Genomic DNA, 12,181 nt, shown 5'->3' with positions numbered 1-12,181 from the left:
CATGAAGAATTGTTTTTATACTTTACTGGTAGTAATTGCTGCCATACATTGGAGTGATGCGGAAACTTTCACACCCGAAATTGGAAAGCATCAGCTTCCTGCTTCTTTACAGGTCATATCATCTGATACGGTAAAGATCAAAGAATCTTTCAGGGAAAATGATATTGCCGTCAACGAATATTTAACAGACAGGCTGAAACCAATCCGCGCCAATTTTAAAAGGATCAATTCCATTACTCAATGGAGTTCCATCAAAAAGAAAGACATAGAAGGGGAATCCGCAGAAGGCGGGGAAGCTGTATTTTATGAACAGAAAGGGCGCTTAGAAAAAATAACGGCAAGACTTTACGGAGAAATGGGGGCAGGTACTTACCGAATATTATCTATTTAACGGACATTTGTCTTCTGTTTTTGAGAAGATATATACCTACAACCGTCCGATGTTTTATGATGTCAAAGTCATGAAAGAAAATCATGATACGGAAGCTTTTGACTTTAAAAAATCAGAGGTTGAAGAAAACCGGAATTATTTTGAAAAAGGAAAATTGGTTCATGTAACCAATAGTCTGGATTGTGGTGCACCTTTCAGCAGTGATTATATTGAAGGAGAGCAGAAAAGAATTTTTGAGGCATTTCAAAAACTTCTAAAACTCAGGAAGGAAAAATAATGTAACAATATAACAATGTACCAGTTTATCAATCATTTAATCAGGCCGGATACTACAAATATCTATTATAATACCCTGGGATTATCCTATTGTTACATTGTTATACTACTACATTGTTACATTAATTCTATGGGTTCGAGATAATCAGTGTCGAAGGAATATCAGACAGCCAAAGGCTCTTAGTATCGATCAGATTTTTCCAGCTTTTGCTGCTGACCAGCATCAGATCCTGCGAGTTCAGGAATTCTTTCTCGATCTTTTTCTCGTTATATAACGTGATATGATTCGGGGCTACCTGTTCAATGCTTCTGATCAGTTCTTTCACCTCGATATTATTGCGGATCTGTCCGGCCGCATCAAGGATGATGATCTGGGAATTGTTATTGTTGATCAGTCTTTTAGCATATTCCAAAAGATAAAAATCGCTGAGGTTGAACATAGGGATAAATACTTTATCTGCAGATTTGAAATCTTTTTCTACCAGAATTCCTACCGGAATATGGGTCTTATCAAGGATCTGGAGGGTAAAATCGTCAAAAGGAGAATTGTTGAAAATATTTCCTTTACCTTTTACCGTGTTCAGAAGTTTTTCCGGGTTAATGATCTTTGTCGTAAATCCTAGCAGCCTTCCCAGTAAACTTCCTTCATACATAGATTTGCCGAGCATAATCAGAAGAAGGTCGTAATTTCCTTTATTTGAAATGCCTGTAAGGTCACTTTCAATATCCGTGGAAGCTTTGAAAAGAGTAGTGACTTCAAGTTTTAGGTCGTGAGAAGTTTCAATAACGTTTTTAAACTGTGCATCTTCATATTCATTGATATCATAAGCATGCATTTCATCTACCGGAGCAATATTCATGGCTGTGATACTTTTGTTGCCGTTCATTTTGTTGGTGAAATCATGGGCTAGCTTCAGCAGTGTGCTTCCGGATTCAGGCTTATCAAAAGACAGCAGTACACGGTATTTTGAATCGTTATTGCCGGGACTATCTTCATCTGAGCTTTTTTTAGATTTAAAAATAAAATTAATAAAGTCTAAAGCCGGTCCTGTCATAAAAGTGGTAAACAAAGCCATGATCACCAGCATAGCAAAGATCTCCGGACTTAATACTCCAAGATCATACCCGATGTTCAGGACAATAAGCTCCATTAATCCTCTGGTATTCATCAATGCACCGATCGTTAAACTTTCCTTCCAGTTGATTCCGACGAACCGTGCGGTAAGTGCGCTTCCTATAAATTTACCGGTAACAGCTGTTAAAATGATAAACCCTGCCGTCATCCACAAATGACTGTCATTTAATAGCCCGATTTGTGTACGGAGACCTGTAAATACAAAGAACAATGGAAGAAGAAGCACTAAAGCCACATCTTCAACCTTATCGATGAAAAGGGTACGGAATTTTGCATTTTCCGGCATAATAGCTCCTGCCATAAATGCCCCGAATAATGCATGGATACCAATAACTTCAGTAGCATATGCAGAAAGAATAAGTGTCAGGAAGAAAATAGCGACCATTGGCTTGCTGATGGTGTTTTTACCCGCCTGAAGATCTCCGATCCTTTTCAGGAATGGTCTTACAATTTTAATCATTAAAAAGACATAAGCGACAGCCATAATGATCACATAGATGGAACTGGCGAAAGAGCCTGCTTTTACAATGGCAATAACGGCTGCAAGAATACACCATGCTGTAATATCATCTGCAGCAGCACAGGTAATAACGATTGTTCCCAGTTTGGTTTTCTGAAGATTTCTCTCCTGAACGATCCTGGCGAGCACCGGAAATGCGGTAATACTCATTGAAATTGCTATGAACAGGGCAAATGAGGTAAACTGAATACCTTCCGGTGCAAATTCCTGATATACAAAATAAGAAAGCCCGATACCCAGTGCAAAAGGAATAATGATACTTGCATGGCTGATTACTACTGCATCATGTGCTTTTTTTCTCAACACACTAAGATCAAGCTCCATCCCTACGATATACATAAACAGGATAAGGCCTATCTGACTTAAAAACTGTAGGTTACCTAAAGATTCTTTCGGGAAAAGAAAAGCTGAGAACTCAGGGAAGTACATACCCAGCAATGAAGGGCCTAGAACAATCCCCGCGATCATTTCACCAATTACCGTAGGCTGCTTGATTTTCATACAGATCCACCCGAAAAGCCTGGCTACAAGAATAATGGTGACGATCTGTGCCAGAAGAAGTGCGAGCGGATGATGAAGATTCGCTTTAAAAGATTCCTGGAAATTTTCCCAGGTAGAGCCCGTGTTGGTTTTTGTTACTATATTTTCCTTGATCTCCAGCGTCTGTCCCTCTATAATGAAGAAGTACATCAGACAGGAAAAAAAGGCGATGGTGGCTATGTAAAAAATTAAATTTCTGTATTTTCCCCAGTTCATGATTCCTAATATTTTAATGCAAAGTTGATAAGAATATATTGATGTTAAATACTATTCTTTTTAAAATGTAATAAATGTTCTAAAAAATGTAATAAAAACCGGAAGAGGTTGGGAAGCTGGAAAAGGGAGGTCGGACGTTATTGTTGAGAACTTATTTTAATATCTATTTTAAAATTTGATTTCCTGCCCTTGTCAAGGTTCAAATCCTTGACAAGGGTAGCTAGTATAAAGCAACTCTGGAAATCAATAAAACTGTATTTCAGTTATGTTTCAGACCTCAATAACTTCACTCTTCGGGCCTCCATCTTCTTTACTTCAAAAAAGTCTATCTGAACGAATACCCCAATCCGATTCCAACTTTCCAGGTTCCGTTTTCTGCGGCTGTTTTTGTATTATAATAGACGGGTATCTGAAGAGCAATTTTTTTATAAACTACCGTAAGACCAGCTCCCAGATTAGGCGTAACCGGGCTGTTTTTGGTTCCGGGAGAATGGTCCTCTTTGATCCGGAGTGAAGGAAGCATTCCGGCGATAAGTTTAAGGCCTTTATGGCTAAAATTCACATTAGGGCCTGTAAAGTTGATAAAAGCTCCATGATCTACATATCCGGCCACTACAATTCCATCAAAAAAGGAGGCCTTGACCTTTGGACCAGATTCTTGGGAAAAGCAAAGTCCGGATATGAGAATTCCTGCTGCATACATAATGTTTTTCATTATAAAATCATTTAATCTGCAACAAAAATACGCTGTACAGCTAATGTAAAGTGGGAGGGTGTAATGAAACCACCAGATTCTGCAATGAAACCTTAAATGTCTGAAAGATCTACTTTCGGAACAATTCCATTAATGAATGTTTATAAGCTTCTCCGATCTGGAGCTTAAGAAAATTATCGCCATCCGATTGAATTGTAGTAATAATTTCGTTGGTAGAAAACACTTTGATGGAAGACAGGGCAATGATCTCTTTTTTATTCACCTGTGCAAAATCCTTTGGAGGAAGCATTTCAAGGAGGTTTTTAAAGCTGAGGTTTTTTAAGACGATCGTGGTTCCGTCATTCAGAATAATATCTTTGTCGCGGCTATCGATTTCTGAGGTTTTAATATAAGCGATCTGTTCAGTAAAAATCACGGTTCTGCCGATGTTGGTGTTCCATTCAATCAAATCCTTTTTATGAGGAATGTCTACCAGTTCTTTTGCTTTTTCAAAGGCCTGGATCAGTCTTTCTTTTTTGATGGGTTTTCTGACATAATCGACTACATTGAGGTCGAAAGCTTCTGCTGCATATTCTTTGTAAGCGGTCGTGAAAATGATTTTTTTGGAACCGGAAATGAGCTCTGCCACTTGGAGTCCTGTCATCCCCGGCATTTCAATGTCCAGGATGCAGAGGTTACAGTCGATATTGTCTATTTCGCTCAGGAAAATTTTAGGATCATTGAATGCTTTTACCACTTCTACATTTTCGATCTGTTCGCATAGAAGTTTTAAATAGCTGATTGCCAGCAGTTCATCATCGAGAATAACGCATTTTATCATAGAACTCTCCTAAATTGATTTGTAATTCTGCCGTGAAGATACCGTTTTTCGAACTTTTTTCCAGCTGGTAATGATTGCTGTAAATCATTTTAAGCCTTTGATCCAGTGACTGGCTTCCGAAACCGCTGTTTTCCTTTTCAAGAATATTTTTCAATGAAGCTTTGTTGCTTACTTTCATGGTGAAAATGCTGTTTTCAAGCTCCAGATAGATTGAAATAAAAGAATCCTGGGCCAGAAAATCAGTATGTTTAAAGGCGTTTTCAATAAGATCAACGGAGATCAGCGGGGCAAAGACTTTTTCTTCATATACCACATCAGACTTATTGATCTTTGATTTGATCCTGAAATCAAAAAGGGGATTGATCTTTATTTTATTGATTTCGATGAGGCTTAGGGCGAAGTTTAGTTCTTCTTTGGGGCTGACAAATTTATTGTTGCTTTCGTACAGGATATAATCCAGAACATTCGCAAGTTTATCAAGAGACATATAGGTTTGGTAAGCATGCGACTGCACAGAATTAAGAATATTTTTAAACAGATGGGGGTTCAGTTTCGTACCGATATGTTCCAGCTGAACCTCATTCAGTTTCTGTTCGATAATCCTGTTGGTTTCGGAAAGGCGGATATTTTTCTTCTTAATCCTGCTGTTTTGGCTGAAAAGGTAAATACTGACCGTAAGCAGGAAGAAAATAGCAAAAACTCCAATGAATATCAGATAATCGTGGATCATGTAGTAATTGCCTTCCATAAAAATAGCTTTAATGATCTTATACAAATTTAGTAAAAGATCTTTAGGATTATTTCAGTTTTTTCAGACTGTTTACATTAACCGTTTCCTCACACTTTTCAAAGGTGATCTCATAAGAAGGATTTTTCTCAGGATAGGTTAGAACATAGTCGGGACAAGGCTTCTTCTGTGCGTGACTTCTGTCGAAATCTATTTTTCCTTTGGTAATGATACTGTCTTTTATAAATTTTTCATCAATTTTATAAGTACTCATCCCGTTTTTAACGTCTTCAGAATACTTGAATTCTTTGGACAGGGTTTCTGCAATCACACGGCTGTTGGGAAGATATCCGCTGCAGCTCGCCCCTTTTTTGTTTAGAATAAAAAATACAAGAATCAGACCCGGAATAAGGCCTATTAAAAAGAATTTAACTTTTTTCATTAGAAAATTAAAAGATTGATATCATGGTAAGTAAGTCCGAAACGGTCGCAGATCACTTTTTTGGTGTGTCTTCCTTTGTACATATACAGGCTCTGCTTCATTTCGTTTTTGCGGATCAGCATATTTTCGAAACCTCCTTCTTCATCATAATTCAGGATATAGGAAAGGAAAAAATTGGAGATGGCTTTTGTTGTCGTTCTCGGCATTCTGGACGTAAGATTCGGAAGCCCGCAGTGGATTACGCCGTGTTTGATAATATAAGGATTATCCATAGTCGTAAGCTCAGAGGTTTCGATTACCTTGCCGTTGTCGATCGTAATATCAATAATAACACTTCCTTTTTTCATTTTTGCGACCATTTCTTCAGTAACGATCGGGGTCATATTCAATCTTGGAAGAGCACCGATAACAACATCTGCACGTCTTAAAGCTTTACTCAATTCTTTCGGATCAATAATGGAAGTCGGAACACGGCTGTCTACTAAGGTATGAAGCCTTCTCAACTTTGAAAGTGAATTATCAAAAACCCTTACACTGGCTCCAAGCCCGATAGCAGCTTTCGTGGCAAATTCGCCTACGATACCGGCTCCTAAAATAACAACTTCTGCTGGTCTTACTCCTGTAATGCCACCCAGCATTAAGCCGTTTGACAGAGCAAGAAGTTCTGACGCGTATAAAATAGAAACTGTCCCTGCAATTTCACCGATCAGTCTTACTAAGGCAAGCTGCTTATACTCATCTACGATAAATTCAAAAGCAATGGCATTGATCTTTCTCTCTGCAAGTTTTAAGAAATAATCTTTGTCCCTCAGGTTGATCTGAAGAGCTGAAACCAAATACGTATTGGGTTTCATATAGTCTATTTCTTCTTCTGTAGGAGGGTTGACCTTTAAGATAAGATCCTGTCCGAAAGCCTCTTTGGGATCATTGGTGATCTTTGCCCCGGATTCAGAATACTGAAGATCTGTAAAAAAAGAACCTTCTCCGGCACCTGCTTCTATAATAAGCTCGTGACCGTGTTCTACCAATACCTGTACTGCATCCGGAGTAATGCATGTTCTCCTTTCGTTAAGACAGGTCTCCTTAGGAATTCCAATGCTGAACTGTTTTCCTTTCTTTATAACCTCCAACTTTTCTTCCTTCGGCATCAATTCTTCTTCAGTGAAAGGAGTAAAAATATTTGTAGTACTCATTCTTTAATTAAATTAGGTCTTACAGGTTGTTATTTTACAATGAATTAATAAGCAAAGATACATAATATTTACTCGAATGAAACTTCTCTTTCGTCCCCTGTATTCACGATGCTCATTGTGTGGTAGTTAAGCCCGTGGAGCTCTTCTTCATACACTTCCGGCCATTCTATGATACATAAAAAAGCATTATCCAGGTATTCTTCGATGCCAATGTCGTACGCTTCTTCAATGTTTTTTAAACGGTAAAGGTCAAAATGATAAATTTTTCCTTCCGGTGTGCTGTACTCGTTGACAATAGAGTAGGTAGGAGAATTGACTTCATCATTACTTCCCATATTTTTAAGAAGAAACTGAGTAAATGTTGTTTTTCCTGCGCCCAGGTTTCCCTTTAAAAGAAGAATGTTATGCTTTAAGTCAGGAATAATCTTATCGACAACTTCCTGCCAGTCTTTGATCTCTTGTATAGTGAACTGCATAAAAGTAATTTGTGCAAAAATAAGCAATTTAGTTGGAGACTGGGAAGGTTTGAGAGTGGGAGAGTTTTAGGGTGGGAGTGTAGGAATATGATAGAGTGGCCGGTTGTTGTGGGAAATATGGTTTTTTGTTTGTTAATTGTAGAAATATTTGTTTTTCATATTTAATATAGTCATTGTTAAACTCTGAAAAACTCTCAAACCCTAAAACTCTCCTACACTCCAACTCTAAAACTCTCCGACTCTAAAACACTCCGACTCGAATGCAAAACACTTTCTCCATCTCTATAAATTTACTTATTTTTACACTATGATTTCCAAACAGACCATAGATAAAATTTTCTCAACGATACGGGTAGAAGAAATAGTGGGAGAGTACGTTCAGCTGAAAAGAGCAGGGTCTAATTTTAAAGGACTCAGTCCTTTTCATGAGGAAAAATCTCCGAGTTTTGTCGTTTCGCCCAGTAAGCAGATCTGGAAAGATTTCTCAACAGGAAAAGGGGGAACGGCCATTTCTTTCCTTATGGAAATCGAGAATTTCACCTATCCTGAAGCCCTTCGTCACGCCGCTAAAAAATATGGAATTGAAATTGAAGAAGATCAGCGGGAATTTTCTGAAGAGGCAAAACATGCACAGACGGAAAAAGATCAGCTGTATAAAATTCATGAGGTTGCCAACTCCTATTATCAGGATATTCTTTGGGATTCGGAAGAAGGAAAAAATATTGGTCTGGCTTACTTCAGAGAACGTGAGCTTAAGGATGATATCATAAAGAAATTCCAGCTCGGATATTCACCGGAAAAGAAAAATGCCTTTACAGTGTATGCTGAAGAAAAAGGGTATTCGAAGGAAATCCTTGAGAAATCAGGACTTTCCATATTTCCTGAGAATACACCTTCCGGGATCGACCGTTTCCGGGAAAGGGTTATTTTCCCGATTCACAGTTTTTCGGGAAGGGTTTTAGGGTTCGGAGCCAGAATTCTTAAAAATAACGTCAAAACGGCCAAGTATCTGAATTCTCCGGAAACGGAAATTTACCATAAGTCTAATGTACTTTATGGCCTAAATCAGAGTAAACAGGCTATTTCACGAAAAAATATCTGCCTTCTTGTAGAAGGTTATATGGACGTGATTGCCCTTCATATGGCAGGGATCGAGAATGTAGTGGCGAGCTCCGGAACGTCTCTGACAACGGAGCAGATCAAACTCATCAAAAGACTTACTGAGAATGTAACGATTCTTTTTGACGGCGACAATGCGGGGATCAAAGCCAGTTTCAGAAGTATTGACATGCTTCTGACCGAAGGTATGAATATCCGTGTCCTGCTGTTTCCGGATGGTGATGACCCGGATTCTTTTTCCAGAAAACATCCGCAGGAATATGTTGAGAAATTCATTGAAAATGAAGCGAAGGATTTTATTGATTTTAAAGCTGAAATTCTTTTAAGGGAAGTTGGAAATGATCCGATTAAAAAAGCTGAAGCGATCAGAGATATTGTAAAATCCGTAGGTTTTGTTCAGAATGCTTTAAAAAGAGAAGTTTATCTGAAGGAGGTTTCCAATAAATTCGGACTTTCGGAGCAGAGTCTTTTCAATGAGCTGGATGTTCAGAAACAGATCACACAGAACCAGCATCAGCATGTTCAGCAACAGAAAGAAAAGGTTCAGCCAAAACTGGAGATTGTACCTTTGAATGAGGAAAAGGAAGATCCTTATCTGTACGATGTTCTGTTTATGGAAAGCAAACTTGTAGACCATATGCTGATGTTCGGAGATATCGTTCTGAAAAGAACCAATGAAAAAAATGAGGAATACCAGATCACGGTTATTGAAGAAATCCTGATGCATTTTGAAGAAGAGCAGTACAGTTTTTTAGTAAAAGGCAATGAAATTATCATTGATCAGGTAAAGGAAGGTATTCAGAAAGACGAGCTGAGAAGCGGAAACTTTTTTGTGACATTCATGGATGAAGAGATCACCACTAAAGTAGTGGATGCTCTGATGCCTCCTGATGAATTGGAGAACTGGGGTTCCAGAAACATTTATCCTCCTAATTACGGCGATAAAATAGCAGAACAGGTGCAAGGTGATGTTCTGTTGCACAAATACAGGTATATAGATTATCTGATTAAAGAAACAGCACGACAGTTGGATGAATACAGAGGCTCTGATGAGACAAAATATTATGAACTGATTAAAAAGATTACCCTGTTGAAACAAGCATCTATCAGATTGAGCAATATTATTGAATATTCACCAATCAAAGGAATCTACATTGATAGGAAACGATAAATTTACAGACATAATACTGATGATCAGACGGCTATTCTGTGACAAAAAGTCCTATAAAATTTTAGGAATAAAAGTTGTAATTTAAACTTCGAAAAAAATATTTAATAATACATAATAGAAATATGGACATTAAAAAAGACTTCAGAGATTTCTCTGTAAAACATTTAGGAAACAGCGGTCTGGTTACCGATCAGTATATGGGAATGTATGGTCCAACGAATCTTACGCCATATATCATGGAAGAAAGAAGATTAAACGTTGCCCAGATGGACGTATTTTCGCGTCTGATGATGGACAGAATTATCTTCTTAGGAACCGGAATTGACGATCAGGTTGCGAACATCGTAACCGCACAGCTTTTATTCTTAGAAAGTGCAGATCCATCGAAAGATATCCAGATCTACATTAATTCTCCGGGCGGAAGCGTTTATGCAGGTTTAGGAATCTATGACACGATGCAGATCATTAAGCCGGATGTGGCTACAATCTGTACAGGAATGGCAGCTTCAATGGGAGCGGTTTTACTTGTAGCAGGAGAAAAGGGAAAACGTTCTGCGCTTAAGCATTCAAGAGTAATGATTCACCAGCCTTCAGGAGGTGCTCAGGGAGTAGCTTCAGATATGGAGATCAACTTAAGAGAAATGTTGAAATTGAAGCAGGAGCTTTACGAAATCATTGGTCACCACTCAGGGCAGACTTACGAATGGGTAGAGAAATCTTCTGACAGAGATTACTGGATGACTTCTGAAGAAGCAAAAGGCTACGGAATGGTAGACGAAGTTTTACAGAGATCTACAGAGAAAAAATAATTTCCTTTTTAGGAATAATTGAAAACGCACTGATTCGGTGCGTTTTTTTGTTTTACCACAAAAGAGACAAAAGTTTTTAAACACTTTAGTTGTTTTAAGTTTAAAAGCTTTGAAGAAAAGATCACTTAATTCTTATGAAAATCAAAGATTTTGATATTGACGAAAAATTCGTCGGATCACATTCCCTTCCACTGGAGGGGTGGCAAAAATTCAGAGAATTTTTTACGGGGTGGTTAAAAACGATTAACAATGAATACTCTTTAGAATGTATTGTTAAAATACAATTATTATTAAATTCAAGATCAGTTTACAATCAATGTATATTTTCGCGGCATAAAAGTAATTATGAAAAAACTGCTGTTATCGGCGATCGTATTCACAGTGCTTGCATCATGTAAAGATGATGACAACCAGATGAATAACCAGGATATCAATTATGCTAAACTTCCTCAGGAATTTCCCTTCTCCAAATTAGTAACGGTCAATGGTGTAGATGTAATTAACGGCGGCTTTGGTTCAGGTGCAGCGGCACATCCGACCAGAAAAGGAGAGTTTTATGTGATCACCGATCGTGGCCCGAATACAGACTACCTGAATGGGAAGAAATTTTCTGCCCCGAATTTTACGCCTACCATCATGCATTTTAAGATCAATGCAGAAGGAAATATCGAGGTCATTAAATATATTAAGCTGAAAAACCCTTCCGGCCAACCGATTACAGGCTTACCCAATCCTGCAGGAATGGGAAGTACTGGTGAAACGGCCTATGATTCATCAGGAAATGTTTTAGGAACAGATAATTACGGACTGGACAGCGAAAGTATTGTGGCAGCAGCAGACGGAACGTTCTGGGTTTCGGATGAATATGGACCACATATTGTTCACTACAATGCAGATGGGGTAGAACTGGAAAGAATAAGTCCGATAGGAGTCAATACAGGACCACGTAAACTTCCTGCCGTTTTAGCCAAAAGAAGAGCTAACAGAGGAATGGAAGGCTTGTGCATCACTCCGGACGGAAAAACACTGGTAGGAACAATACAGTCTACCATGTATGTCCCAACAAAGGCTCTGGCAACCAATACAACTTTAACAAGAATTGTCACCTTCGATATTGCGACAGGACAGACAAAACAGTATCTGTATAAGCAAAATGGCGGTGGATCAGACTCGGTATGCGATATTACGGCCATCAGCAGTACAGAATTCCTTGTGATCGAAAGAGACGGGAATTACGGGTCGCAGGGTGGCACTAAAAAAGTATACAGGATTAATATAGCCGGCGCTTCAGATGTAAACGGAACCGATATTACAGCGGTTGACGGAATGAAGATTAACAATAAAACTTTAGAACAGTCTACCTGGGATGAAATTACAAATGCTGGAATCAAGCCGGTGTCCAAAATTTTAGCTGTGGATTTGGTGGCAAAATTAGGATATGAGCATGATAAATTTGAAGGAATCGTTTATTTGGGAAATAATAAACTGGCCGTCTTCAATGATGATGATTTTGGAATCTTAGATGACGGAAACGGAAATCCAAAAGCCAAGATTCTTCCTAAAACAGGGAAAGTAGACAAAGGAACAATGTATGTAGTCGATATTCAATAATTAGATTTTTTTAAGAAAGC

Annotated in this window: 12 protein-coding genes; 5 read left to right on the top strand and 7 right to left on the bottom strand. The window is 38.3% G+C overall.

All coding sequences use genetic code 11. From position 1 onward, the window contains the following. Window position 1: 1 nt before the first annotated feature. Both V6R96_RS20180 and V6R96_RS20175 read left to right on the top strand, forming a co-directional pair. Window positions 2–391: a hypothetical protein gene (locus tag V6R96_RS20180; protein WP_336380042.1), complete on the top strand. Its 390-nt coding sequence runs from the start codon at window positions 2–4 to the stop codon at window positions 389–391. A gap of 70 nt (window positions 392–461) precedes the next feature. Beyond that, window positions 462–668: a hypothetical protein gene (locus V6R96_RS20175; protein WP_336380041.1), complete on the top strand. Its 207-nt coding sequence runs from the start codon at window positions 462–464 to the stop codon at window positions 666–668. 127 nt (window positions 669–795) lie between these two features. Here V6R96_RS20175 and V6R96_RS20170 read toward each other — a convergent pair whose 3' ends face one another. From V6R96_RS20170 to tsaE, 7 genes are all read right to left on the bottom strand, one after another. After that, window positions 796–3,078, bottom strand: coding sequence for a cation:proton antiporter (locus tag V6R96_RS20170; RefSeq protein WP_336380040.1), 2,283 nt, complete (start codon window positions 3,076–3,078; stop codon window positions 796–798). Window positions 3,079–3,403: 325 nt separating this feature from the next. Then, entirely contained in the window at window positions 3,404–3,793 is a 390-nt protein-coding gene (locus V6R96_RS20165) for a hypothetical protein (protein ID WP_336380039.1), read from the bottom strand. Window positions 3,794–3,902: 109 nt separating this feature from the next. Beyond that, on the bottom strand, window positions 3,903–4,613 hold the full coding sequence (locus V6R96_RS20160) for a response regulator transcription factor (RefSeq protein ID WP_336380038.1): 711 nt from the start codon (window positions 4,611–4,613) through the stop codon (window positions 3,903–3,905). Then, the gene (locus V6R96_RS20155) at window positions 4,588–5,361 is read right to left on the bottom strand and encodes a histidine kinase (RefSeq protein WP_111956144.1); all 774 of its coding nucleotides are present in this window, start codon (window positions 5,359–5,361) and stop codon (window positions 4,588–4,590) included. Before V6R96_RS20155 ends, V6R96_RS20160 begins: the two co-directional genes overlap by 26 nt. Window positions 5,362–5,410: 49 nt before the next feature. Beyond that, the gene (locus tag V6R96_RS20150; protein WP_111956146.1) at window positions 5,411–5,782 is read right to left on the bottom strand and encodes a hypothetical protein; all 372 of its coding nucleotides are present in this window, start codon (window positions 5,780–5,782) and stop codon (window positions 5,411–5,413) included. Next, on the bottom strand, window positions 5,782–6,975 hold the full coding sequence (locus V6R96_RS20145; protein WP_111956148.1) for an alanine dehydrogenase: 1,194 nt from the start codon (window positions 6,973–6,975) through the stop codon (window positions 5,782–5,784). The genes V6R96_RS20150 and V6R96_RS20145 overlap by 1 nt, the downstream gene beginning before the upstream one ends. A 68-nt stretch (window positions 6,976–7,043) precedes the next feature. Further along, window positions 7,044–7,451: a tRNA (adenosine(37)-N6)-threonylcarbamoyltransferase complex ATPase subunit type 1 TsaE gene (gene tsaE / locus V6R96_RS20140; protein ID WP_111956150.1), complete on the bottom strand. Its 408-nt coding sequence runs from the start codon at window positions 7,449–7,451 to the stop codon at window positions 7,044–7,046. A 307-nt stretch (window positions 7,452–7,758) separates the two neighbouring features. On the opposite strand from tsaE, the gene dnaG reads away from it, so the two are divergent. The 3 genes from dnaG to V6R96_RS20125 all read left to right on the top strand — a co-directional run bounded on the left by dnaG (window position 7,759) and on the right by V6R96_RS20125 (window position 12,161). Next, window positions 7,759–9,741 (top strand): DNA primase, encoded by a 1,983-nt coding sequence (gene dnaG, locus V6R96_RS20135; protein WP_336380037.1) that lies wholly within the window; start codon window positions 7,759–7,761, stop codon window positions 9,739–9,741. 122 nt (window positions 9,742–9,863) lie between these two features. Beyond that, the gene (gene clpP / locus V6R96_RS20130; RefSeq protein ID WP_047487818.1) at window positions 9,864–10,550 is read left to right on the top strand and encodes an ATP-dependent Clp endopeptidase proteolytic subunit ClpP; all 687 of its coding nucleotides are present in this window, start codon (window positions 9,864–9,866) and stop codon (window positions 10,548–10,550) included. 345 nt (window positions 10,551–10,895) lie between these two features. Further along, complete coding sequence (locus tag V6R96_RS20125) at window positions 10,896–12,161, top strand: esterase-like activity of phytase family protein (protein WP_336380036.1); 1,266 nt, start codon at window positions 10,896–10,898, stop codon at window positions 12,159–12,161. The last annotated feature ends 20 nt before the right edge of the window (window positions 12,162–12,181 follow it).

Source organism: Chryseobacterium sp. CCNWLW53 (assembly GCF_037083525.1).
In the GTDB taxonomy this organism is placed as follows: domain Bacteria; phylum Bacteroidota; class Bacteroidia; order Flavobacteriales; family Weeksellaceae; genus Chryseobacterium; species Chryseobacterium lathyri.
The sequence above is the reverse complement of the archived record's forward strand: the minus strand, read 5'-3'. Positions and strand labels throughout refer to the sequence as shown.

Excerpts from the sequence above, each read along its gene's own strand:
- V6R96_RS20180 (WP_336380042.1), top strand. The coding sequence starts at position 2 with ATGAAGAATTGTTTTTATACTTTACTGGTAGTAATTGCTGCCATACAT.
- V6R96_RS20175 (WP_336380041.1), top strand. The coding sequence starts at position 462 with ATGAAAGAAAATCATGATACGGAAGCTTTTGACTTTAAAAAATCAGAG.
- V6R96_RS20170 (WP_336380040.1), bottom strand. The coding sequence starts at position 3,078 with ATGAACTGGGGAAAATACAGAAATTTAATTTTTTACATAGCCACCATC.
- V6R96_RS20165 (WP_336380039.1), bottom strand. The coding sequence starts at position 3,793 with ATGAAAAACATTATGTATGCAGCAGGAATTCTCATATCCGGACTTTGC.
- V6R96_RS20160 (WP_336380038.1), bottom strand. The coding sequence starts at position 4,613 with ATGATAAAATGCGTTATTCTCGATGATGAACTGCTGGCAATCAGCTAT.
- V6R96_RS20155 (WP_111956144.1), bottom strand. The coding sequence starts at position 5,361 with ATGGAAGGCAATTACTACATGATCCACGATTATCTGATATTCATTGGA.
- V6R96_RS20150 (WP_111956146.1), bottom strand. The coding sequence starts at position 5,782 with ATGAAAAAAGTTAAATTCTTTTTAATAGGCCTTATTCCGGGTCTGATT.
- V6R96_RS20145 (WP_111956148.1), bottom strand. The coding sequence starts at position 6,975 with ATGAGTACTACAAATATTTTTACTCCTTTCACTGAAGAAGAATTGATG.
- tsaE (WP_111956150.1), bottom strand. The coding sequence starts at position 7,451 with ATGCAGTTCACTATACAAGAGATCAAAGACTGGCAGGAAGTTGTCGAT.
- dnaG (WP_336380037.1), top strand. The coding sequence starts at position 7,759 with ATGATTTCCAAACAGACCATAGATAAAATTTTCTCAACGATACGGGTA.
- clpP (WP_047487818.1), top strand. The coding sequence starts at position 9,864 with ATGGACATTAAAAAAGACTTCAGAGATTTCTCTGTAAAACATTTAGGA.
- V6R96_RS20125 (WP_336380036.1), top strand. The coding sequence starts at position 10,896 with ATGAAAAAACTGCTGTTATCGGCGATCGTATTCACAGTGCTTGCATCA.